The 24,390-nt window shown below is 36.6% G+C and carries 21 protein-coding genes and 1 pseudogene; 3 read left to right on the plus strand and 19 right to left on the minus strand.

Features of this window, described 5'->3' with window-relative positions:
- From DET59_RS07980 to DET59_RS08060, 18 genes and pseudogenes are all read right to left on the minus strand, one after another.
- A partial coding sequence (locus DET59_RS07980) for an oligosaccharide flippase family protein (protein ID WP_113969171.1) occupies positions 1–1,403 on the minus strand: 1,403 nt, incomplete at its 3' end.
- A gap of 251 nt (positions 1,404–1,654) precedes the next feature.
- Positions 1,655–2,785, minus strand: coding sequence for a polysaccharide pyruvyl transferase family protein (locus DET59_RS07985; protein WP_113969172.1), 1,131 nt, complete (start codon positions 2,783–2,785; stop codon positions 1,655–1,657).
- Positions 2,786–2,882: 97 nt separating this feature from the next.
- Positions 2,883–3,809 (minus strand): glycosyltransferase, encoded by a 927-nt coding sequence (locus DET59_RS07990; protein ID WP_113969173.1) that lies wholly within the window; start codon positions 3,807–3,809, stop codon positions 2,883–2,885.
- Positions 3,810–3,830: 21 nt separating this feature from the next.
- Complete coding sequence (locus DET59_RS07995; protein WP_113969174.1) at positions 3,831–5,054, minus strand: O-antigen ligase family protein; 1,224 nt, start codon at positions 5,052–5,054, stop codon at positions 3,831–3,833.
- A 151-nt stretch (positions 5,055–5,205) separates the two neighbouring features.
- Positions 5,206–6,180 carry an SDR family oxidoreductase gene (locus DET59_RS08000; protein ID WP_113969175.1) on the minus strand — a complete coding sequence of 325 codons (975 nt, stop codon included), beginning with the start codon at positions 6,178–6,180 and terminating at the stop codon, positions 5,206–5,208.
- Position 6,181: 1 nt separating this feature from the next.
- Positions 6,182–7,564, minus strand: coding sequence for a nucleotide sugar dehydrogenase (locus DET59_RS08005; RefSeq protein ID WP_113969176.1), 1,383 nt, complete (start codon positions 7,562–7,564; stop codon positions 6,182–6,184).
- Between the two features lie 106 nt (positions 7,565–7,670).
- Positions 7,671–8,219, minus strand: coding sequence for an acyltransferase (locus tag DET59_RS08010; RefSeq protein WP_113969177.1), 549 nt, complete (start codon positions 8,217–8,219; stop codon positions 7,671–7,673).
- Between the two features lie 27 nt (positions 8,220–8,246).
- Positions 8,247–9,431 carry a glycosyltransferase family 4 protein gene (locus tag DET59_RS08015; RefSeq protein WP_113969178.1) on the minus strand — a complete coding sequence of 395 codons (1,185 nt, stop codon included), beginning with the start codon at positions 9,429–9,431 and terminating at the stop codon, positions 8,247–8,249.
- Between the two features lie 23 nt (positions 9,432–9,454).
- Positions 9,455–10,687 (minus strand): glycosyltransferase family 4 protein, encoded by a 1,233-nt coding sequence (locus tag DET59_RS08020; RefSeq protein WP_113969179.1) that lies wholly within the window; start codon positions 10,685–10,687, stop codon positions 9,455–9,457.
- A 128-nt stretch (positions 10,688–10,815) separates the two neighbouring features.
- Positions 10,816–11,538 carry a GNAT family N-acetyltransferase gene (locus DET59_RS08025; RefSeq protein WP_113969180.1) on the minus strand — a complete coding sequence of 241 codons (723 nt, stop codon included), beginning with the start codon at positions 11,536–11,538 and terminating at the stop codon, positions 10,816–10,818.
- Positions 11,539–11,551: 13 nt separating this feature from the next.
- The gene (locus tag DET59_RS08030) at positions 11,552–12,181 is read right to left on the minus strand and encodes a sugar transferase (protein WP_113969181.1); all 630 of its coding nucleotides are present in this window, start codon (positions 12,179–12,181) and stop codon (positions 11,552–11,554) included.
- On the minus strand, positions 12,174–13,412 hold the full coding sequence (locus DET59_RS08035; RefSeq protein WP_113969182.1) for a DegT/DnrJ/EryC1/StrS family aminotransferase: 1,239 nt from the start codon (positions 13,410–13,412) through the stop codon (positions 12,174–12,176). The genes DET59_RS08030 and DET59_RS08035 overlap by 8 nt, the downstream gene beginning before the upstream one ends.
- A 161-nt stretch (positions 13,413–13,573) precedes the next feature.
- A pseudogene (galU, locus tag DET59_RS08040) lies at positions 13,574–14,413 on the minus strand (UTP--glucose-1-phosphate uridylyltransferase GalU).
- 12 nt (positions 14,414–14,425) lie between these two features.
- Complete coding sequence (locus tag DET59_RS08045) at positions 14,426–16,246, minus strand: polysaccharide biosynthesis protein (RefSeq protein ID WP_113969183.1); 1,821 nt, start codon at positions 16,244–16,246, stop codon at positions 14,426–14,428.
- 88 nt (positions 16,247–16,334) lie between these two features.
- A complete protein-coding gene (locus DET59_RS21615) occupies positions 16,335–16,475 on the minus strand; it encodes a hypothetical protein (protein WP_181778092.1) in 141 nt (46 codons plus the stop codon).
- A 320-nt stretch (positions 16,476–16,795) separates the two neighbouring features.
- Positions 16,796–17,563, minus strand: coding sequence for a tyrosine-protein phosphatase (locus tag DET59_RS08050; protein ID WP_113969184.1), 768 nt, complete (start codon positions 17,561–17,563; stop codon positions 16,796–16,798).
- 104 nt (positions 17,564–17,667) lie between these two features.
- Positions 17,668–18,363: a CpsD/CapB family tyrosine-protein kinase gene (locus DET59_RS08055; RefSeq protein WP_113969185.1), complete on the minus strand. Its 696-nt coding sequence runs from the start codon at positions 18,361–18,363 to the stop codon at positions 17,668–17,670.
- The gene (locus DET59_RS08060) at positions 18,356–19,105 is read right to left on the minus strand and encodes a YveK family protein (protein WP_113969186.1); all 750 of its coding nucleotides are present in this window, start codon (positions 19,103–19,105) and stop codon (positions 18,356–18,358) included. The genes DET59_RS08055 and DET59_RS08060 overlap by 8 nt, the downstream gene beginning before the upstream one ends.
- Positions 19,106–19,309: 204 nt before the next feature.
- Between DET59_RS08060 and DET59_RS08065 the strand changes: the two genes are divergently transcribed.
- Positions 19,310–20,107, plus strand: a complete 798-nt coding sequence (locus DET59_RS08065) for an SGNH/GDSL hydrolase family protein (protein ID WP_113969187.1) — start codon at positions 19,310–19,312, stop codon at positions 20,105–20,107.
- Positions 20,108–20,206: 99 nt separating this feature from the next.
- Positions 20,207–21,457 (plus strand): C40 family peptidase, encoded by a 1,251-nt coding sequence (locus DET59_RS08070; RefSeq protein ID WP_113969188.1) that lies wholly within the window; start codon positions 20,207–20,209, stop codon positions 21,455–21,457.
- A gap of 43 nt (positions 21,458–21,500) precedes the next feature.
- Here the strand turns inward: DET59_RS08070 and DET59_RS08075 are convergent, their stop codons facing one another.
- The gene (locus DET59_RS08075; RefSeq protein ID WP_142675574.1) at positions 21,501–23,240 is read right to left on the minus strand and encodes a cell wall-binding repeat-containing protein; all 1,740 of its coding nucleotides are present in this window, start codon (positions 23,238–23,240) and stop codon (positions 21,501–21,503) included.
- A 201-nt stretch (positions 23,241–23,441) separates the two neighbouring features.
- Here DET59_RS08075 and tagU point away from each other — a divergent pair, with 201 nt between their 5' ends.
- A complete protein-coding gene (tagU, locus tag DET59_RS08080) occupies positions 23,442–24,380 on the plus strand; it encodes a polyisoprenyl-teichoic acid--peptidoglycan teichoic acid transferase TagU (protein WP_113969190.1) in 939 nt (312 codons plus the stop codon).
- Positions 24,381–24,390: the final 10 nt, after the last annotated feature.

Raw genomic sequence — 24,390 nt, forward strand, 5'->3', positions numbered from 1 at the left:
ATATTAAGTGTTAAATATATTACTTCACTTTCAGATATAAAATTGTTAATCAAAAATCCTGTTAATAATGCTAAAGCTGCTGGTATAGACATCTGGAGAATATTCTTCCAAAATAAAATTATGTTAATTCCAATTTTGCGATTATAATATATATTAATTATTATAATATGACCTAGTATCAGAGATAATCCCGTAGCAACCGCACTACCAATTCCATCATATTTAATTACTAAAGGGATACTTATTAAAATATTCAGTATTGCAATAATTAAGTAGACTATTGATCTGAATCCATGTAAGTTTTTAGCCTGTAATATAGAAATGCCAAAGTTTTGTATTAAAGGAATCGTTAATGGTATCATGACTATTAAAACAATATAGTATGCATTACTATAATTATCTCCTGCCCATATAGTTATAAATTGATAGCCAAACAAGATAAATCCAGATAAAACATAAGACATTATTATATATTGGACTCTACCATATTTTATCATCGTTTCAGTTAGAATTTCGTTACTTGCGTTTTTAGCTACCATTGCTGACGCTCTTGGCAAGAATAAATTGCTAATAGAGGTTGAAAACATTTTAAATATAGTTATAAATTGCATAGCTATAGCATAAACAGCTACTGATAATGTTCCAGTTAACGCCCCTAAAATAAACTGGTCAGTATTCCAATATATTTGATCAACAATAATATTCAAAAAAATAAAAGATGAATAGCCTAGTATCTCTTTCAACAACCCAAAGTCTAGATTTCCAAAGTAAAAGTTAATTTTTAAGTTTTTAAAACAGTAAAACACGTTAAATAATAAACAAGAGATATTAATAACTGTAGTTATTACAACCATGCTTATAGGTCCATACCCCAAAAATAAGACTGACAAAGTAATAATCGGGATCATTATAGAGCGGGTAATACCAACAACCTTTACAATAATAAACTTTTCATAAGCATTCATTATAGAACCAAATATAGATAATGGAAATGAAAGTGCAAAGTTAACAATCAAAACTACGACCATAATTTTTGCCTTATTTAACTCTGATACTGTCAAACTAGCCCCAAAAATATTGTCTATCATTTTTAAGAATATAGCGCCAATTATTATAGTAAGGAGACCAATGATAGTATACAGTATCAAAAACATCCCATTAAGATTAGCCTCGGATCCCTTATCACCTATAGCTTTATTTCTTGCAGTGTATCTTACAACTGCATTACCTAATCCCATATCCATAACACTAAAGTATGCGGCAACTGAACCAATAAGGGCATATAGACCAAAATCAGATTGCCCCAACAGCCTTAACATTATGGGTGTGTATGTCAGAGCAATCGTAATCGTAATGAAGAGAGATAAATATGATAGAATTGCTCCAGCCTTCATTTCACTCATTTTGAACAACTTCTTTCTTAAACCTGCTAGAATTAACATCATATTCAATCAAAGGAATTTGAAATTCTCATAAAAGTTATCGAGTATAAAAACATGTTATAGTTTAGGCCGATGGTATTAGTTGTGTGCTTTGTATTTATAATAATTTATTTTCTGAAGTCATAGCATTAAACATACAACAAGAACTATTACTACTCGCTTAAGCTATTAAGCCCTACTAGATATATATATGGCTTATGAAGATTCCATTACTATTTGTCATATTTTTCTTTTGAATTTTCGTTACCAGTTACTAATGCATTTCTCAGATAATCTAGAGCTACCTTTCGCTCTTCTTCTAGTATGGCAGGTATGTGTGCGAAATTAATACTAAAAATATTTCTTTTGTTCTGCATACTTTCCCATTTTCTATCTTTTAAGTTAAATTTAGATAAAAGAGTATCGATTCGTGAATACATAGAAGGGATTTTACTTACCCTATTAAATACTATAAATGGCTTCTGTAACAAAATTGAAAATATCGTTCCATGAAAAGAATCTGTTAGGAAAATTGACGCGGAGTTTATATAATCAAGGAATTCACTTGGGTCAGCATCATATCTTTTTCTATCAACCAAGGATGATAGATTTACAACTTCAAGTCCATGCTCTTCTGCCATTTTTTTAATTTTAATGTCATCTTCTTCTAAAATATTACCAAGAAAATATGTTAATAAATATTTATTTGAAGGTTTACTTTCTGCGGGCTTTATAATAGATAACCACTTTTCTCTAGTCACTAATAGCGTCGGATCGATTAAAACAGGTGCTTGACGGCCAGTGAGTTCTTTAATGATTTGTGCGCCAGCCTCTTCTCTTACGGATAAGTGTTCCATTTCAGATAACCAAAGTCTGTAATCATCTTTATTTTGATTAGGTATCTTCGATGTGCCAAAACTAGGTGCATAAGCAACCCTTTTATTAGGTGGTACAAATGTTAAAAAATACATACTATTATTTTGTATATAATGAGGGTTCCAAACCTGGTCACTTCCAACTACAAAGAATTCATACTGAATAATTTTATCTCTCGGTACACTAGATTCATTAATGCTATAACTAGTTTCAGTTATATATTTGTTTGTGAATAATTTAAAATTCTCGATCCGCCCTCTTTGAATTTTGTTATCGAGCCTTTTCAACGGACTAAACATGTCTCTGATTTTCCTTAGAGTTTTTACTATGGTGTATATTTTCTTCCTTCTGCTTTTTTCCACATCAACAATAACAGTTTCTACTGTATACCCGAAATCTTTTATTGTTTCCTGTAAAGCATAATTCTGCAACCTATTACCATAGTTGTTGTATCCATTTAATGTTATGATTCCAACCTTTTTATTCATATTTGCCCTTCTTTCAAACTTAATTAAATGTCTTTCCCAGACACTTTTCTTTCTGAGGGATATTATACTTATTAAATATAAAATACGTTTAATTTCCTCATTTTGACCTTAACTTTAACTTTATTTTTTGAAAGCTTCTATTTTTAATTCCAGTTATCACGAGTAATAATATAAAATATTTTCTTGGTACAAATGGCTCGTATTTAAGCGATTTAACCATATATTTCAAAGTTTCTCTACGATCACCTTTTTTCCAATATGCATTTCCTACCGACATATTTATATTTGAATAAACAAATTTACTGTAATTCTTTAAATAAGGGAATTTAGCTATACTTTTTTTTATGAATGGTTCATTTATAGAAAATAGTTTCTCTGCTTTTACACTCTGTGTCATACTAGTTTCATTTATTCTTCTCTTTACAAGTGGTTCTTCAAAATGATGTATTAAATACTTTTCTGCAATACTCATAAGAAAAAAATGATCTTCTCTTACCGGTAGGTCCTCATCAAACCCATTAATATCAACAATAGCTGCTTTCCTTGCAACTATTGTTGGTGTGTTCATCCCTATTTTTCCTAGAAAAAAAGCTCTTATTAACTCCTTTTTATCTTTAGGCACTTTGTTAAAGTGTGTATAAAGATAATCACCCTTTTCATTAACAACCTTCACATTTGAAAAGACTAATGCCACATCCTGATTTTTCTCAAGAAAATTCACTTGTTTAGATAATTTATCTACTTCCCATAGGTCATCAGAATCTAAAAATGCAATATATTTTCCACTAGCTTCCTTTATGCCAGTATTTCGTGCAACAGAGGGACCTTTGTTACTTTGGGAAACATATTTAATTGGTTTTCCATAATTGAGAATAATACTTTTAGTATTATCATTTGAACCATCATCAACAGTGATTACTTCCATAGAAGAATAAGTCTGATTAAAGACACTATTTAACGTTTCTTCAATCCACTTTTCACTGTTAAAGCATGGTATTACAACAGAAACTAATGCTTGAGACATTTTCTTTCCACTCCTATATTTTTAGTGGCTGAAACGACCTTTAATTTCATTTTTTCCATAAGAACCACTATGCATTTTTGACCATGTCAATATTAACCCAAATGCCACAAAGAAGCTTGTTTCAATAAATCCTGTTTGATTGATTGAAGCTAAAGATAAATATGATGCTAACCAAGCAAATAAGCAACTTGCTTCATAACGTGATTCTTTTTTAACTTTATTTATTTCTTTAAGAAGCCCCCAAAGTAAGTATATGAATCCTATTAATCCAAAGACTCCATACTGCACGAGCCAGTTTAGAAAAACTGAATGAGGACCTGCTCCCATTACTCCATAAGCTGTTATAAGACCTCTATAGTTACCCTGAGCTCCTACTAAAAAATACTCTGGTATATTTTCTAAATAACCCTTCCAAATGATTACTCTTGACTCATTGTTTAGTGCATCATTAGTTAATAAGATTCTTTCTTCAATACCATTAACAACATTGGGCATAAAATGATTAACCATAAGTACTGCCATCACAACAAAAGTGGTTAATTGTATAAAAGACTTAAGTTTTCTATTAGCAAGAGTGTACACTAAAATAGAAGTTAAAGTTAATATTATAAGTGATCTAGATAAGCCTGAAAATGCAGCAACCCAGGTTACAACAAAAATAACATATGCAAAAATCTTAGAGATTTTATAACTATTCCTTCTAGTTAAAGCAATTAAAAGCCATGAAACTGAAACAAAAGAAATGAGTGTAAAGTTCCAAATACCACCTCGATAAAACACTCCTCCTATTGTCGCCGATCTAACTCCTATCATTTCAGGAAATAGCATTAAAGGTATAACCGCAGACAGACCTCCACCAACACCAAACGCCCATACAGTCTTTATAAAATTCTCTCTACCTTGTATCCCCAACACAATAGCTGCCATTGATAGAAAAGCTGTTATTAGATTTCTAGGAATATAGTTCCCCGCTATAAATATTGTAGTTATTGTAGATATTAGAATCACCCAAGATAACAGTGGGAAAAAATAAACTACCTTTCTATCTATCTTAAAGCTTTGACTCATTGATAGTTGTAATAGAATCCATAATAAACACATTGCAACAAAAATAAAAAAAAGGTAATCGAATTTAACTAATAAATCCTGTCTATTACCAAATAGATATATATTGGCGTTTTTGAAGGAAGAAAAAAAGGCTAAAACATAAATAATATAAGGGTGTATTATTTTTTCTCTATTCATAAAATTAAACTCCCTCTAGGGTATATAAAAGGTCTGCCGCTTTTTCCATAAAGTAGAAGCAAACACAAAAAATATTCATCTCAAATTCATAATTTAATATCTCAAAACAATTTCATTAATTTGTACATTCTACATTTATAGCAATAACAAACTATAAATGTAGAATGTACCATTTTATTGCAGCTTCAATTCCTTTTTCAAAATTCCAACTTGGTGAATAACCTAGTAATTCTTTTGCTTTAGAAATATCTGCATTACTGTGTTTAATATCTCCAACCCTCTCATCACTAAACTTGGGCTGGATGTCTTTATCTAGCGCTTTACATAATTGATGATAAATGTCAATGAGATATTCTCTTCCACCATAAGCAATATTATATGCTTGTCCCGCTGCTTCTCGAGAAGCATTACAAGCTTTTAAATTTGCTTCAATGACATTTTCAATGTAAGTAAAATCTCTACTTTGCCTTCCATCACCATTAATTACAGGTTGCTCATTACTTAGTAACTGTTTAATAAATTTTGGGATCACGGCTGCATATACACCATCAGGATTTTGTCTTCTTCCATAAACATTAAAGTAACGTAATCCGTATGTGTCTAGTCCATATAATTTCGAATATAACTTACCATATTCCTCATCTACCATTTTTGTTAGAGCATAAGGAGATAATAAATCCCCTTCTCTCCCTTCTTTTTTGGGTAGATTTGGCTCATCACCATATACAGATGAACTAGATGCATAGATAAATTTCTTAACAGCATTTTGTCTAGAAGCTTCCATCATATTTAATGAACCTTTAATGTTAATCTCTTCGTATAATAATGGCATTTCAATACTTCTAGGTACGCTTCCCCAAGCTGCCTGATGTAATACATAATCAATACCTTTACAAGCTTTCAGGCATATATCAAAATCGCAAATGTCACCAAAAATAAATTCAAAGTTACTATTATGCAAAAACTCTTCCACATTTTCTTTTTTTCCAGTTGAAAAATTATCTAGCCCTCTAACTTTATATCCTAGTTTAAGTATTGCCTCTACTAAATTAGATCCTACAAATCCTGCAGCACCAGTAACTAAGAAGGTAGCTCCTTTTGGAAAGACTATATTCTGATACCCCATTTTACAACCTCCAATACAAGAAGCTTAACTGTTCTGCCTCTTTCCTGTTAAACATCCCTTTTAAGTCAATAAGGACACAATTATCATTCTCTTTATCTATTTCAATATCTACGGTAGCAGCAATTTCTCTCATTGCAGAGTTATCTATATATCTATTTTCCCTAAACATCGCTTTGATCTCATTTAATCTTATAGTTTTGAATTCTTCATGAGGCACTGCAAAAATAGCTGCATCCATTTCTTTTATTTCTTCTAATTCAGAAAGATTAATTCTATACTCATGCCATAGATCCCCTTTATCAGCTACAGGGTCAACGACTTTAACTTCTATCCCATACTCTTCTAGTTCTTTTATAACATCTACTACTTTTGTATTTCTAACATCAGGACAGTTTTCTTTAAAAGTGACTCCAAAAATAACAACTTTTGCTCCATTTATTTGCTTATTTGCCTTTATCATTTTCTTAACAGTACTTTCAGCTACATATTTACCCATGTCATCATTTATCTTTCTTCCGGAAAGAATAATTTGTGAATAATAACCCATTTGCTCTGCTTTATATGTTAGGTAGTATGGATCTACACCTATACAATGCCCTCCTACTAACCCAGGGTGAAATTTCAAAAAGTTCCACTTTGTACCTGACGCTTCAAGAACAGCCTTAGTATCTATCTCCATTTTATTAAATATAATTGATAATTCATTCATAAAAGCAATATTTATATCGCGTTGTGCATTCTCAATTACCTTAGCTGCTTCAGCCACTTTAATGCTCTCCGCTTTAAATACCCCAGCATCTACAACTAACTCATATACCTTCGCTACGATATCTAGAGTTTCTTCATCCATACCTGAAACTACTTTAATAATTGTTTCTAGCCTATGTTCTTGGTCTCCGGGGTTAATTCGTTCGGGAGAATATCCCACTTTAAAATCCTGACCACATTTCAAGCCAGATTCTTTCTCTAAGATAGGAACACAAATATCCTCTGTAACTCCCGGATACACAGTAGATTCAAAGACCACAATTGACCCTTTAGTTAAATTTCTACCTAATGTGCGACTCGCCGATTCTATAGGAGTTAAATCAGGTGTACGATCTCCCTTTACAGGTGTTGGCACTGCGACGATATGGAATTTTGACTCCCTTAATCTTGTTTCGTCTCCTGTAAAGTCGACAGTTGTATTCTTAATAACATCATTTCCTACTTCTTTCGTAGGGTCAATACCATTTTTATACAAATTGATTTTATCATGATTGACATCAAATCCAATTACTTCTATTTTTTTCGCAAAAGCTACTGCTATAGGCATCCCAACATACCCTAAACCTAGTATTGATATTTTTTCTTCTCTGTTAACAATCTTTGCATATAAATTCATGTATTTGTACTCTCCTCCAAATATATAAATTAAACTCTTAACTAGTTGAGCTTAAAATGTTTTAACTTTCATTTCTACATAACTTACTTTTATTAAATTAATGAGGTTAGTTCATATCTTTTATAAATTTTGCAGGTACTCCACCTACCATGGTAAAAGAAGAAATGTTCTTGGTTACAGTTGAGCCAGCAGCTATCAACACACCATCACCTATAGTTACACCCTGAGTTACTACAACATGACTTGCTAACCACGTTCCTTGTCCTATAACAATATTTCCAACATTGGACTCTCTATTACTTACCATATTATCTATAAACACATGTTGGGTTGTTGCAATAACAGAGTAAGGTCCTACTATTGAATTATCATTAATTTCAAGACCTCCAGCACCATTAATCCATACATTGTGTGCTATATATACATTGTTTCCTAGTGAAACTTTGTTAATATTATTAATCAGCACTCCTGAAGCAATCTGAACACCTTTACCACACCTTTTGAAGAATGGCCTTAATAATAACCCACGTATTCTATTAGCTATACTCGAATTTGGTAATAAGGAAGTTAGTAAAATTATTATATGAATAGGAGTTGAGACAAATAAAAAATAACTTATCTTTGACAGTGGTCCTCTTTTATTCAATTTTTTCAATTAGCTTCCTCTTTTCCCATAGATAATTTATTTACTACAATTTTCACTAATAAACTGATAAACCTCATCAACATGTGACTCTAATGTATTCATTTCAGCAAATTGATAGCCGTTTTCTAATAAACTTTGTCTTAATCCTTTATCTTCAATAACCCGTAATATCGCCATTTTTAATGCTTCAGAACTTTTCGGTTCTACTAATAATCCATTAAATTCATTTTTAATGGTATAAGGTATTCCACCCGTATTAGTAGCTATTACAATCGCTCCATTTGCCATTGCTTCAATTAGAACACGTGGTGTCCCTTCAGAAATTGAAGGTAATATAAATATGTCATTTTCTCTATATTTCTCTAAAAGTTCATTACCTAGAGGGATGTGCCCCTTAAATGACACATTCTTATCAATTCCTAGCGTGTGAGCATAAGTTCGATAATTTTGAAGTTTGTCACCATCGCCTACCAAAGTAAGAGAAATATTATAACCCTCATTTATTAAATCTTTTATCGCGTCTATTAGAAACGGTATACCTTTTTCATGTCGCATATAGCCAACATATAATAATTTAATATTCTCCTGACTTAATCTATCTTCTTTATAATAAATCTCATCTTTTTTAAAGGTACTAGTTCGGATCTCTTTAATTCTATTACTTTTATTTTTTTGATATAGCCTTCTCAACCCACTACCATTTACAAGTGCAACAGATTTCTTCAACATTTTTTTCATAAGCAATTCATTTACATTAGCGTAGAAGACTGCAAGTAACTTGATTAAACCCCTATATTTATCTCCCTGAGAAACAATTGCTTTAGTATCTCCAACCAGGTGAAAGCATATTGGTAAATTTCTTTTTTTAGCGATTTTAAATAAAGTATAGCTAAACGGCACTGGCCATCTAACATAAATAACTCCATTCCACTCACTTGAAAAAATCTTTATTGAATTTGTGATAATCTTTTTTCTCTTTATAGCCCCAACAAACCCTTTATAGACAGGCAGCTCTTGTATTATAATTTTAGTGGATTTAATTTTATAATCATTTACCTCTTCGTCATTAGTCACTTCTTGCACTGGGACACAAAGGTACATTCTCTCATACTTTAATGACAATTCATCAACATATCTACCTAAAGCCCCACTACAATAATATTCATTTTTCTTCTTTTTGAAAACCATACCTGTAAATATAATAATTTCATCTTTTTTCATAATTCCTCCAGCTTATAACCATTTTAGTTTTCAGCTATATTTATTAAATAATCGGCCATTTCTTTATAAACAATATCGGAATTAAACTTTTCATTATATAGTTTCTTAGCATTTTGTGACATAGCTAGTTTTAAATTTTCATTATCATAAAGTTTTAAAATAATATCCTTTAAATCATTAGAATCTTTATACAACATTCCGCAATCATACTCATTTGCTAATTCAGCCATACTCCCATTTACGCCTAACAATATAGGCAAAGAAAAAGACAAATATTCACCAAACTTATTAGGGATATTGTGTGTAAAATTTATACTATTTCTATATGGTGCAATTCCCACCGAAGATAATGATAACAAAGAAGAGATTTCTCTTTTTTCAATCCATCCTGGAAGTAATACATTGGGTAAATTACGTGCGTCTATTTTTATTCTCTCTAAATTTTCACCATTACCACATAAAACAAATTTTATATTCTTATATTCTTTTAACATCTCTGCAGTTTCTATTATTGGATCTAACACAAACTGCTTTCCGAAGTTCCCCATAAATGTCACTATAAAATCTGTTCTACTTATCTTAGAGTCTAACCAATTAATATTTATAGTTTTTTCACCAGTAGAATCCATCGGGGGGTAAGACGTATAAAAAACTTTATCATTTTCGCTTTTTTCATTGTTTATTAAACTTTGACCATATTTTAAAAATTTTTGCGTCACCGCAATTAAAGATGTTGAATTTGAAAGTGTTGCAGTTAATTTTCTTTTAGAGTATTTTATATATGGTTGAATTAAAGTTTTCCCCCATTCCGGAACTAACTCGCCATATATTTCTGGCCATAAATCTCTAATATCTATAACTACTGGGATACTATTTTTATTTGCAAAATTAACGGCAGCTTCTGATAACTCCAGTGGGGCCATAGTTGCTATTATAATATCAGGTAGGTTGTAGTTAACTGAACGGTTTGAAAATTTTTTTGCAATTCTCTTATGATGTGTAATCCTACTCACTGATATATTTTTCTTATATCCTTTAGACCTAAGTAAATGTATATTAAGCCTTTTATTTAACACTATATCTTCATCTTTTTCTGATCGTTGAGTCTTTTTGTAATGATGAAAAGATGAGCTAAACCAGTGTACTTCATGGCCCTCTTCCACTAGTATTTTTGAAAGCAAGCCCATTCTTCTTAGTCTTACTTCTCCTTTATCTGAAGGTAACGGTTCTCCTTCACAAACTATCCAAATTACCAAAGAATTCACCCTCTATACAAATTTCCTTAAGGCTTAATATTTTCAAAGATAAACGCATAAGAGATAAAAGATTTCATATAAATGTTTCTTATAACGTTCTTCACTTATAGTTGTGTGCTGAATCGCCATTAAAAGTTCCACAAATGGTAAACTTGATGGCATCCAAATTGTTCACATCCAACTTTATGATAAAAATTAATAGCTCCTATGTTTGTTACTTGAGTTCCTACTATTATATGAATACACCCATTTCGGTGAGCAGTATATTTTACCGCTTTAAATAAACTAGTTCCTACCCCACCTCTAGACTTCTTTTGAGATACAGAAATAAGCTCTATTACACAGTCATTACCAAGATATGAAAAGAGCAAGAATCCGTTTATGTCACCATTTTCATCAGTAGATAAGGCAAAGTATTTATCTGACTTTCCAAAAGAATTAACAAGCCATTCTCGATAGACATGATCTCCACCTCGTTTGGCTAATTCAGGGTCCTCTGTAAATTTCGAGAACTGAAAATCTGCTATTTCAGTGATTTGATCATTTTTTTCTAACGCTTGGTGAATTGTTACATTATTTGGCTTTTCATCTAAACCTAATAGTTTTTTCTCAAATTGTATATTTACATCTGCTAAAAACGCTGATGTGTCTTTCCCAATAAACTGTGCATTAATAGGTTCAGAATTTTTATTAGTGATTGATATAAACTGATAGTCTTTAAACCTATTCTTTAATTCATCCCATTCATTTAATGTAAGAGGTTTATGCAAAATAGCTTTAGCACTAGTAACACCAAAAAAGTCTGTATCCCACTTTAATTCATTAAAAGTCACCGCTCCATGATTTCCCAAAAAAGTTCACCCCTCACATTCCTACCCCAGTATTGTTATTTGAATTCGTACTCTTTTCAGATACAAATACATCTTCACGCTTTAGAACGGATATAGCTGTTTTGAAAAATATTTTAATATCAAGCCAACAAGAAAGGTGCTCAATATAGTAAATATCATTTTGGATCCTTTCCTTCCAAGGAACAGTGTTTCTAAAGTATGCTTGATTATATCCAGTAACACCCGGTCTAATATCAAGTTTTCTCTCCTCATTACCCTCATATAAATCACGATGTTCTGGTAAGTCAGGTCTAGGACCAATGATACTCATATCACCTTTAACAATATTTAATAATTGCGGTGTCTCATCCAAACTTGTCTTACGAATAAACTTTCCTATTCGTGTTAGTCTTGGATCATCTTCTGCATTAAAAGTTGAACCATCCTCATTTCTTAAATCAGGAGCGTTTATTTTCATAGAACGGAACTTGTACATTTTAAATATTTTTCCGTTCTTACCAAGACGGGGAGCATTATAAAAGATAGATCCTTTATCTTGAAAATAAATAATTGGCCCTATTATCGCTAGAATAACAAACCAAAATGGTAGGGCTACTAATGCTATGATTAAATCAAACACTCTTTTAAAAATTCTCTTATACATCTTGTAAACCACCTAAAACTTCGCTTAATACTTTTTTAAAATTTTCAACCACATACTCAACATCATCACTAGTCAACAAGGTATGTAAAGGAAGCGTAATTTCGTTAACATACTGCTTATAAGCATTAGGATAATCCTTTATATCAAACCCTAAATTCTTATATGCTGTAAACAAAGGCAATGGCTTATAGTGAACATTACATGCTACACCCGCTTCAGCCATTTTAACGATAATTTCATTTCTCTTCTCTTCACTTAATTCAGGTATTCTCAATAAATAAAGATGACCTGAAGAAGAAAACTCTTCACCGTAATGCTGCAGACTTTGAGTACCTAATGGTAAAAGTGCTCTATCATACATTTCTATAATCTCTCTACGCATTTCTAGCAATCCTTCATATCTATCTAACTGTACTAAACCAATACTTGCCATAATATCCGTCATATTACATTTATAGGCAGGGTAAACAATATCATATTCCCATGCACCTTTTTGAGTTTTGGCAAGCGCATCTTTCGATTGACCATGAAGGCTATATAGCATGAACTGTTTATAAAGCCATTCATCATCTAAACCATTAAAGTTACGCCATACTACAGCTCCACCTTCAGCAGTTGTAAAATTCTTCACCGCATGGAAAGAGAAGCAAGTAAAATCCGCAACTTGCCCACATTTCATTCCTTGTCTCTCAGCCCCAAAAGCATGAGCCGCATCCGTCATAACCATTACTCTATTAAATAACCACTGCAGTTCATTATTTGGTTGGAAGAGTTCTTTCTTACTTTCTACTATTTCAAATAAAGTATCGTAGTCACACATCTTCCCCGCAATATCAACTGAAATTATGGCTTTAGTATTTTCAGTAATTGCGTCTGCTAATTTAGAATAATCCATTTCAAATGAATTTGGTGCCGTATCAACTAAAACTATTTTCGCCCCAACATGCTCTATAACTGAGGCTGACGCAGTATAGGTATAAGCTGAAGTAATGACTTCATCACCTGGTCCAATACCTAAGATCCGAAGTGTAAGCTCCATAGAGGCTGTGGCCGAATTTAAGCATACTGCTTTATTAACACCTACATAGTTAGCTATTCTCTTTTCAAGTTCTTTCGTTCTTGGTCCAGTAGTAATCCATCCAGACTTCATTGCTTTTATTACTTCATTAATTTCTGCATCTGAAATATCCGGTGGAGAGAAAGGAATATTTCTTACTTGAGTTTCATTCATGTTTGCTTCCTCACTTTAGTTTAATAATTTTTTTGATTTTCACTTTAGTAACTTAGGACCTGATTGGAGTAGGGGAGATTCCAACTAACTACTAATTCACTAAAGTATAAATACATAAAACAGGTGTGCTGAACCCAACCATCCAGCACCTCGTATTCTCATCATGATTGCGGAATCTTATTCTCACTCACAGTATCCTTCAAATACTCAAGAACCTGCTCTCTTAAATCCGCACGCTCCAAAGCAAATTCTACAGTCGCCTTAATAAACCCAAACTTATCCCCAACATCATGCCTCTCACCATCAAACTCATACCCAACCACCATCTGTAATTGGTTAAGCTCCTTAATCGCATCCGTCAACTGAATCTCCCCACCAGCCCCTGGCGTAAGATTCTCTAGAATAGAGAAAATCTCTGGATGAAGTACATATCTACCCATAATTGCATAATTAGAAGGTGCCTCTTCCTGCTTAGGCTACTCAACTAAGTCATTGATATGATAAACCCCATCCTCAATACCATTCTCATTAATCGAAATTACACCATACTTAGAAACTTCCTGCACCCCAATCACCGAAGAATTATACCGCTCATAAACATCAATTAACTGCTTCAAACAAGGTTTCTCCGGAGAATGAACAATATCATCCCCAAGTAACACCGCAAACGGCTCATCCCCAATAAACCGACTCGCACAAGAAATCGCATGCCCTAATCCAAGAGGCTCCTTCTGACTAATATAATGAATGTTAGCCAGCTTCGAAATCCCCTGCACTTCTTCCAGCTGCTCATACTTACCCTTCTTCGCAAGAGTCTCCTCCAACTCATAAGACTTATCAAAATGATCCTCAATACCGGAAGCCACCGCTTCCTCGATGATATATTGAATCGTAGGCTTGTCCACAATCGGTAGCATTTCTTTCGGCTGAGCCTTCGTAGCTGGTAAGAAACGTGTTCCTAGCCCCGCCGCAGGAATAATCGCTTTTCTCACTTTTTGCATATCTTCCACCCCTTAGTTTACGTTCTGTACTAATACCCGTTCTTTTTTATTCGCAAGATCTAACACATAGTCAGCTAGATACTGAGGCTCAAACTCCGTATGATTCTCAACCAGGTTCGACACCCGCTCATAGTCAAACTCCACCGTCTTCCCAATAAAAATCTTCGGAAACACAGCCTCCCCATGAACCTCATTCTCACCCAATAATTCCTCATACATCTTCTCACCAGGACGAATCCCCGCATACTTAATCCCGATTTCTTCTATTGTATAACCCGATAGCTTAATCAGATTCTTCGCCAGATCCACGATTTTGACCGGCTCACCCATATCCAGTACGAAGATCTCTCCACCACGGGCCAAAGCACCAGCCTGCATAACCAATCGCGATGCCTCTGGAATCGTCATAAAGTATCTCGTCATATCAGGATGGGTCACCGTAACCGGACCACCGGCTTGAATCTGTCTCTTAAATAATGGAATAACACTTCCACGACTTCCAAGTACGTTACCAAAACGGACGGCAACAAAGTTCGTCGGGCTTTGTTTATCCAGATTCTGAATCACCATTTCAGCGATTCTCTTTGTCGATCCCATTACGTTCGTTGGATTCACTGCCTTATCAGAAGAAACAAGCACGAACGTTTTGACTCCGAATGTATCGGCTGCTTCCGCTACATTCTTCGTACCGATGACATTGTTCTTCACGGCTTCTTTCGGATTATATTCCATTAACGGTACATGCTTATGAGCCGCGGCATGATACACAACCTCGGGGGAATGTTCTTCAAACACTTCAAAAATCCGGTTTCGATCTTGTATATCCGCGATGATAGGGACAACTTTCAATTCTGTTCCATATCTGCTTCTTAGTTCCATATCGATCGTGTAAATAGAATTTTCACCATGACCTAATAATAAAAGCTTTTTGGGTTTGAATTTACTCACTTGACGACAAATTTCAGATCCTATTGAACCTCCAGCGCCTGTAACCAGTACTGTCTTCCCTGATAATTTCTTTGAAATACTATCAGTATCAAGTTCTACAGGCTCACGACCAAGCAAGTCTTCTACCTGCACTTCCCGGAATTGATTGACGGATACTTTACCAGATACGATATCCTCGATCATCGGCATAATCTGCACCTTTGCTGAAGTTTTACTACATTGTTGATAGACTTCTTGTATTTCACCCTTACGTAGAGAAGGAATGGCAATGATGATATTATCCACTCGGTGCTTTTCAACCAATATCGGTATATCAGATGTACGACCAAGAATCGTTACACCATATATTTGAAGCTTCATTTTTTTAGGATCATCATCAATAAATCCGACTGGAAGTAAATCAGTATCCTGGCTCTTGATTAACTGACGGACAAGCATGGACCCGGCTGACCCCGCCCCGATGATCAAGGCACGTTTCTTTTCCTGTTTAGGCTTTATGTAATAATGTCTGTACATTCTCCATGAGAATCGTGATCCACCTATTAAGATGATATGAAGCATCCAAGTGACTGCCAGTACCCGAACATATATATCCCCATTCATTAGAAACTGAAGGACACCTGTCGTCACAATGGAAAACGTAATCGCACGAATGATGGCAACCATTTCTCCTACACTCGCATACTCCCATGCTTTCTGATAAAGACGATAAATAAATGCGAATACGTGGTGACTTGCCAGTAGTACAAATGAGCTAAAGACGAGTGTAGGCAATGTATACAGGCTGAATGTTGGATGGAGAAGATAATAACCAAAATAAATTGCTGTTAACACGATCAATGAATCCAACAGCATCAGCAATGATACCCGTTTTGTATAACTCATATAAATCCCTTCTTTTCTACGTTATTTTGACAAATTAAATACCTAAGGAAAAGATACAACCGTATACCTTTTCCTTAGGTATCTAGATTTACTTTTGATCATTTAATCTTTTTTCAATGGCTTGGTTGATTAGCGTTCTTATTTCTTCCAGTCGTTCTATCGGTGCATCCTGGTAGATGTACCTTATGGCTTTTTTCATGCTTTTGGACAATGTATTAAAATCTTTCAATTCTATTTTCTCCTTGATTTTACAATTAACCTTTTTCATTCCACTATTAGAATAAGTTACATAAAGCGTTTTCATTTAAAAACTTTACTATTTTCTATTATTATAGTATTTGTGGGCATCCAACCCTTCCTCACATCCCACCAATGACGACAAGCGTCTAAGGTTAAAGTATCTTACTCTTCACCCACGGCGTGACCGAGTGCCTCCAATGATAACGGTAAGGAGACATTCCCAAAATTCTACTGTTGTCTTTGTGCAACTTTTTGTTTCTGATATACCAACGACAATAGCACCTTAGGATTACCTGTGTCTTGATTATTTTAGAAGATTCCAAGGAACTTCTTCTTTTTGATCAATTCAGGTATTTCTTTATAAATATTTTTTCCATCTATCAGCAATTCTGCATTTTCCGTAAAGTAATAGACCATGTCTATTCCGTACTTTTTCTCTATATAGTCCATCGCTTCTTCCATTTTGAAAGTGCGATTGCGTATGTTATGTGCGTCTGATGCGATGAAGTGTGTCAGGTTGGCTTGAATCATTTGTTGAGAGAACTTCTGGATGTTCTTGCCGAAGTATCCTGTAAGGCTGGACGCTGTCAGTTGCGTAGCTGCTCCTCCTTGTACAAGCTTGTATAGCTTTTCCGGTCTCTCGATCAACTCGGCATTCCGTTCGGGATGAACGATGACAGGGGTCAGCCCTGCTACTTGAATATCGTAGAGAAGCTTTTCCGTGTATCGTGGAACTGAGCTTGACGGAAATTCTATGAAAAGATAATGGGAAATTTGGTTTAAAGGTAGAATATCACCCTTTTGGTAATCTTCTAAAATTTCACCATAAATGCGGCACTCCTGCCCCGGAAGAACTTCCAAGTTGATATGTTCTTCTTTTAGGCGATCATTCACTTCTTTTACAAGTGGAAGGATGTCCGACTTCACGTTGTCGTATTTTCCATTACGGTGATGAGGAGTCGCAATGATTGTGTGGATCCCTTCTGAGACAGCCTGCTTTGCCATGTCGATACTGTCGTAGATCGTATTGGCTCCATCGTCTATCCCAGGCAGGATATGGCTATGAATGTCAATCATTACTAACTCCTCCTTTTTGTAGTTCTTTCGACTTATTTTTACAACGTATTCCATTTTACACCACTAGGTATATTTGTAAAGGGGTGAATTTTGTCGAATGCGGATTAATTTCCGTAATAGTAATAATAATCTGTTTCTGACGCTTTTTTATTATTCAGCACGCATCCAAGAAGTTTTCCTTTTGTTGTTTGCAAAAGCTCTTTCGCTTTCTTCGCCGGTTCCATTTCTGTTTTCCCGCTTGAAACGACAAGGATGCTTCCGTGACATTGGTTCGCCATAATTTGCGCATCTGTTACTACTAGTACTGGTGGCGTATCAAAGATGATCAGGTCATATTCTTCATAAGCATCGACAAAGAATTGCTGCATCGCCCTTGAACTTAATAGCTCCGCTGGATTCGGTGGGATCGGACCGCTTGAGAGAATATGAAGCTTGTCCACGCCGCTGTCTTTAACGGCCTCTTTTAATATTACTTGTCTTGAAAGAACATTCGTCAATCCCGTCGTGTTCGGGAAGTTAAACGTATAGTGAACGGTTGGCTTTCTCATATCTGCATCAACTAGGAGTACAGTCTTCCCCTGTTGAGCAAAGACTACGGCTAAGTTCGCAGCCGTTGTGGACTTCCCTTCCCCAGGGCCTGCAGATGATACCATGATCGAACGGTATTCCTGATCGACGGATGAGAATTGGATGTTCGTACGGATCGTACGGAATTGCTCCGATACGGGAGACTTCGGATTCGCTTTCGCTATAAGCTTACGTATATTTGCATTCATTGATTTCTTCTGTTTATTAAACACCGACACTTTCACCTCTGCGTCTTGACGTTCTTTCCTGGCGATGAGCTACTTTCTGAAATTCACTATCGGTAATCGTCGGGATTACCCCTAGAACTGGAAGCTCGAGACCTTTCTCGATGTCCTGCTCTGTTTTCACTGTGTTATCCAAGAATTCTAATAAGAAAGCAAGTCCTACACCGGCCATTAATCCCACTACAAGCGCAATGGCGATATTTAATAATGGTTGCGGTTTGATGGGAGATGGGTTTTCTCCAAGTTCCGCCTTTGCAAGGATACTCACATTATCCACGTTCATGATTTTCACAATTTCTGTTTGAAAGACTTCGGCAATCTTATTCGCGATGGCCGCCGCTTGTTTAGGATCTTCATCCTGAACTGAGATGTTCACGACTTGGGAATCCTTTTCGCTTTGAACCGTTACTTTTTCATTCAGTGCTCCAGTGGTCATATCTAACTTAAGATCATCAATCACAATATCCAGAATAGCCGGGCTCTTCATAATGACATTATACGTATTGATTAACTGCAGGTTGGTTTGCACTTCCCCTACATTAAATGAATTCTGTTGATCCTGATTCGATTTATTCACGAGCAATTGAGTGGACGATTGATAGATTGGTGTGAGGACAAAATAGCTGATGGCCGCACTAACCAATACTGCCATAAGGGTCAGTATGATGATGAGACTCATGCGTTTCTTCAACGTCTGAATGAGCTCCTTTAAACTGATGGTTTCTTCCATGATAGCCTCCTAAATTTCTTCAAAAATAAAAATCTCGTCATATTATATCATAAGTTCTTGTTATTTTTAGGGAATCTTGTCATAATTTTAATAGAATTGAAATCTTTTGTTACTTATCTATTAAACAACAGATTATTTATTATTGGAAGGGTCTATTCAAATTTGGTTCCATTTTCCAAGTTCATTATTCATAGGAGGTTCGTAATGAAAAAAGTCTTTATTTTTTTGCTACTTATATTATGTGGTGGGGTTATCGTGTATGGAAATCTTCACTGGAAGTCGATGACAACGGCTTCCACGTCTGCCGATTCGTCTTCAGGTCCTGAGAGAAAACAGCAATCCCAGAAGGATGATTTATCATCGCTTGGAACAGAAGAAGGGGAGTATCTGTCTACTACAGTCAATTGGCCGGAAGATGCCCGTTCCCGTTATAAAGAGAAGCTGGAAGCCGGAGAACCCTTTACTATCGTTCTGATGGGGTCAACCGAAATGGATTCCATTGAAGAGGGATGGAATGACAAGGTGGCGGGTGCTTTAGAAGAAGAGTACGGGGACACTGTTTCAATCGAAAGTCTTTCCTTTGAAACCAATACACTTGAGTTTGTACTTGAGGAGCGATATGAAGAAGTTGGGGAATTACAGCCCGGACTCGTCATTTTTGAGCCGTTTGTTTTCACAGATAATGGAAACGTTACGATTGAAGACACACTTCAGAGCATCGGAACAATTATAGATGAAGTAAAAGAGTCATCACCAGGATCCACATTCGTCCTTACCCCTCCTCAGCCTATTTATCAGCCGGCGAATTATGCTGCACAGGTTACCGAGATTCAGGAGTACGCGGAAGAGAATGATATTCCGTTTATCGACCACTGGTCCAACTGGCCCGATGTAGAAGATGAAGAAATCAAAACATATCTGGATGATGTCAGCAGTCCGAATGAGCAGGGACACACAGCCTGGGCCAAAGGAATTACTGACTTTCTAGTGGAAAAGGATTAATTTTTTACTATTTAAGGAATAATTTAGTTTTTTTCACCAAATTATGTGATAAAATGACGGTATTATCTATCAAACTACGACAATAAAGGAGAAGTGTACGTGAAAAAGACATTGGTTTCTGTAGCAGCTACGGCTGTTCTCTCCTCTTCGTTTGTTAGCTATGCCTCGGCAAGCACTCACAAGGTGGAATCAGGCGACTCCCTGTGGCTGATCGCAAACAAATATGACACAAGCGTTTCCAACTTAAAGAGTTGGAACAAGCTGCAGTCGGAAATGATCTTTCCTAATCAGGTATTAAAGGTTGCCGCTGGCGGTGCCCAGGCTCCACAAGCGCCGGCGCCTCCGAAGCAAAACACTGGGCAAACGAACGCTAAAACGTATACGATCAAGTCCGGGGATACACTGGGACAGATTGCCGGTAAGCATTCGATTTCCCTTTCTGACTTAATGAGCTGGAATGGTTTGAGTAATCATCTGATTTATCCAGGACAAGTGTTAAAAGTATCAAAATCTGGTTCAAAGCCTGCTCCAAGCAGTCCGGCACCCGCTCCGGCACCGCCGAAGCAGGACAGTTCGATGACAAGCTACTCGGTTCAGTCGGGGGATACGCTGTCCCATATCGGGATGAAGTTTGATGTGACGGTAGCCCAATTAAAAAGTTGGAATGGACTTTCGAGCGACTTCCTTCGGATTGGACAAGTCCTGAAAGTGTCGAAATCAGGCGCCAAGCCTGCACCTGTCAGTCCGGCACCGGCACAGCCTGCTCCGCCTAAACCGGCTAGCTCTATGACAAGCTATACCGTTAAGTCAGGGGATACCCTTTCTCATATTGGTGCAACATTCGGTGTGAGTGTAAGTGACTTAAGAAATTGGAATAGCCTTTCAAGTGATTTCCTGCGTATCGGACAGGTCCTGAAGGTGAAGGGAACGGCTCAGACGATCAAGCCGCCAGCTCCGTCCCCAAATCAATCTTCGTCCTTTTCCGTTGATAGATTATTAAGTGAGGCAACGTCTCATATGGGAACCCCTTATGTGTGGGGAGGCTCATCGGTCGGAGGCTTTGATTGCAGCGGCTTCATCTATTATGTCTTTAAAGAAGCCGGTGCCAAAAGTGTAAAGCGTCTATCCAGCGAAGGTTACTACAGTCGCTCCTACTACGTGAATACACCACAGCCGGGTGACCTTGTATTCTTCGAAAATACATATAAAAAAGGCATTTCTCACTTAGGCATTTATATCGGAAATAATGAATTCATTCATGCCGGGGACAACGGTGTACAGGTTACCAGTTTGAGTAACTCTTATTGGAAATCAAAGTTTGATGGATTTAAGAGATTTTATGAATTGTAGAAAGATAGACCCCGATGACATTTGCGTCATCGGGGTCTTCTTTTTATGGCGTGAAGAAATCCTGTGTATAGTAAACTCCATACTCACCGCCGAAGTATACGCCTGCACCCAGCTTTTTGAAGAGGGGACTCAGGATGTTCTGACGATGGCCGGGTGAATTGACCCAGGCATCGTGTACAGCGATGGCATTGAATTGACCTGCTGCGATGTTCTCCCCTGCTGATGAGTAGGAGATGCCAGCCTGATCCATCCTTTGAAAGGATGATAGACCATCCGGGTTATCATGACTAAAGAAATTTCTTGTGGCCATGTCTTTGCTGTGGGCTCTTGCTACCTCTTGAGCTTTTGGGTCTACCTGAAGAGGAGCCACTAGATGTCTAGCCCGTAATGCATTTGCCTGGTCGAGAATCTGCTTCTCCATGCTTTTCCTTAGTTCTGTTTCGTTCACGTCCGGATTTGTGATCGTGAAATCTTCTCTCATGAGTAAGATGCCGGAAAGGGTATTCCCATTATTTTTATCATAGTAGGTACGTATAAGCATTTCATCGTAATCATAATCGTTGGCCTGATTATGACTGGCTCCTATTTGATTCATTTTGGCTTCTATTTCTGTTTTGCTCAGACCAAGCTTAAGTCCTGATTGGGATAACCAGCTATCCGAATTTGAATAGACAGCCACAACGACCCCTTTAAATACACCGTATTGGATGTACTTCTTGGGATCCTGATTATAAACATACCAATCAAAGCTGAATCTGCTTTCATCGATTCTCTCGGGATCACCTAAGGAAGAGCGAAGCAATTCTTCGGTAGCATTGACATGAACTCCTTGGAAACGGAACTCTTCCAAGCTTCCTGTTAGTTTCTCCTCGACACCTGATGAAACGGCGTTGCCCCCTCCAAGAATGCGGAATGAGTCATAAGAGTTTAGCAGTTTTTTTATTGGTGAAGGTATAGCTTCTTTTTTCACTAATAATATAGGTGCGTTTTCTTTCGCAGCCAGTACAGACCCCGTTAAGGCATCCGCGAAATTTGTCCCCGTTGCTACATAAGCCCTTTCCTTTTCCATCGGAAGCCCTTCTATGATGTTCCTGGCGGTTTCATAGCGGTCGATTCCGCCATACCTTGTGGTACCTGGGAGCTTTGATTCGACTTTCGCAGAGATCACACCTTTACCTCCGACTATAATGGTCTCTGCTTTTTGATCTGTTATCTTTTTGGTGGATGACGGTAGAGTGTTGGATTCTGTCAGTACGATCGGAATCCCATTCTTGGCGGCGTATGGAGCCACTGCCAATGCATCCGGGAAGTTCCGTCCGTTGGCTACGATTGCCTTCTTGGAAGGTAAGTAGCTGGCGATTTTGCCGGCTGTTTGGAAACGGTCGTCTCCTCCGATTCTTGTAACCTTCATATCTTTCTTTTTCAATTCATTTTCAATGGTTGCATCAATTGCGCCGGTTCCACCTAATATGTATATATGCTTCACCTGTAAACGCTCAATTTCTTCTTTTGTTTCAGAAGGCAGACGATTTTTGTAGGTTAGTAGAATTGGTGCGCCCATTTTATAGGCAAGCGGTCCCCCTGCAAGGGCATCGGGAAACGTTTGTCCGTTTGCCAGCACAACCGTGTCGGACTGATTCCATCCTCTTAACGAAATCTGTACGGCGGTATCAAAGCGATTTTCTCCACTTATTCGGCCTACATTTGCCTTTGCTGTGTCCAGTTTTACCAGACTGAATGCAAGGATGATGAGTAAAATGGTTTTGGCGGTTTTTTTGATCAATTGATTCCCTCCTTCTGTTTTCTCCCTTCTAATAGTACCAAATAAATCCAACTTTTTGAGGATCACCCGAAAAATTCATTCCCGTTTTCTGATGCTTCTGACATAAAGAGACAAAATTTTACTAATGTATTCCCTTTTCACGTTATTTCTAGTATATTTTTCATATGTGTAAAATTCATTACTTATTAGGTGGGAAACATTTTGAGAGCAGATAAACATAACCAAAAAAGAAAACGCAAGTGGCCGAAAGTCGTTGGAATTGTCTTCATCCTTTTACTGTTAGCTGGTGGAGGATATGCTTATTCCATCTATCATTCACTGAATAAAACGGCTGAAACGATGAACGAGAAGATTGACCGGCCGAAGTCTGAGAAGCGGACAGAGGAAGTAAAGTTCAATGAGAAGCACCCATTCTCTGTATTACTTTTAGGTGTGGATGAAAGAGACGGTGATAGAGGCCGATCTGACTCTATGATCGTTGTGACTGTGAACCCTCACGAGAAAACGACTAAAATGATAAGTATACCTCGTGATACACTTGTCGATATCGTAGGTAGAGGAACGGAAGATAAAATCAACCATGCTTATGCGTTCGGTGGTGTCGAAATGGCCATGGATACAGTGGAAGGATTCCTGGATATCCCGATTGATTACTACGCAAAGATAAACATGGAAGGCTTTAAGGATATTGTAGATGCTGTCGGCGGGATAACGGTACAGAATGAATTTACTTTTACTCATGATGGATATACGTTTAATGAAGGCACTTTATCATTAACTGGAAAAAAAGCACTTGCCTATTCCCGTATGCGCTATGAAGATCCCCGCGGGGACTTCGGGCGCCAGGCAAGACAGCGACAGGTCATCGAGGCGGTTATTAAAGAAGGTGCGAGCGTATCTTCCCTTTGGAACTATGGTGATATCTTCGGAGCCATTGGTGAAAATGTTAAGACCAATTTAACACTTGATGAAATGGTTAATATCCAAAAAAATTACAAGAGTGCGACTGCGGATATTTCTCAAAGCCAAATCGCCGGTGAGGGAACCAAACTGGGCGGTATATACTACTACATCGTCCCTGAAGAAGAGAAACAGAAGGTTCAGAGTGATTTGAAGGATCATTTGGATTTGAATGAATGATGATGATGAT

Source organism: Rossellomorea aquimaris (assembly GCF_003315075.1).
Lineage (GTDB): Bacteria > Bacillota > Bacilli > Bacillales > Bacillaceae_B > Rossellomorea > Rossellomorea aquimaris_C.

What these genes read in the sequence shown, in the direction of transcription:
- DET59_RS08065 (WP_113969187.1), top strand. Translation starts at nt 19,310, where the DNA reads ATGAAAAAAGTCTTTATTTTTTTGCTACTTATATTATGTGGTGGGGTT.
- DET59_RS07995 (WP_113969174.1), bottom strand. Translation starts at nt 5,054, where the DNA reads ATGAATAGAGAAAAAATAATACACCCTTATATTATTTATGTTTTAGCC.
- DET59_RS08015 (WP_113969178.1), bottom strand. Translation starts at nt 9,431, where the DNA reads ATGAAAAAAGATGAAATTATTATATTTACAGGTATGGTTTTCAAAAAG.
- DET59_RS08005 (WP_113969176.1), bottom strand. Translation starts at nt 7,564, where the DNA reads ATGAATTTATATGCAAAGATTGTTAACAGAGAAGAAAAAATATCAATA.
- DET59_RS07990 (WP_113969173.1), bottom strand. Translation starts at nt 3,809, where the DNA reads ATGTCTCAAGCATTAGTTTCTGTTGTAATACCATGCTTTAACAGTGAA.
- DET59_RS08060 (WP_113969186.1), bottom strand. Translation starts at nt 19,105, where the DNA reads ATGGAAGAAACCATCAGTTTAAAGGAGCTCATTCAGACGTTGAAGAAA.
- DET59_RS08045 (WP_113969183.1), bottom strand. Translation starts at nt 16,246, where the DNA reads ATGAGTTATACAAAACGGGTATCATTGCTGATGCTGTTGGATTCATTG.
- DET59_RS08030 (WP_113969181.1), bottom strand. Translation starts at nt 12,181, where the DNA reads ATGTATAAGAGAATTTTTAAAAGAGTGTTTGATTTAATCATAGCATTA.
- DET59_RS07985 (WP_113969172.1), bottom strand. Translation starts at nt 2,785, where the DNA reads ATGAATAAAAAGGTTGGAATCATAACATTAAATGGATACAACAACTAT.
- DET59_RS08050 (WP_113969184.1), bottom strand. Translation starts at nt 17,563, where the DNA reads ATGATTGACATTCATAGCCATATCCTGCCTGGGATAGACGATGGAGCC.
- DET59_RS08000 (WP_113969175.1), bottom strand. Translation starts at nt 6,180, where the DNA reads ATGGGGTATCAGAATATAGTCTTTCCAAAAGGAGCTACCTTCTTAGTT.
- DET59_RS08035 (WP_113969182.1), bottom strand. Translation starts at nt 13,412, where the DNA reads ATGAATGAAACTCAAGTAAGAAATATTCCTTTCTCTCCACCGGATATT.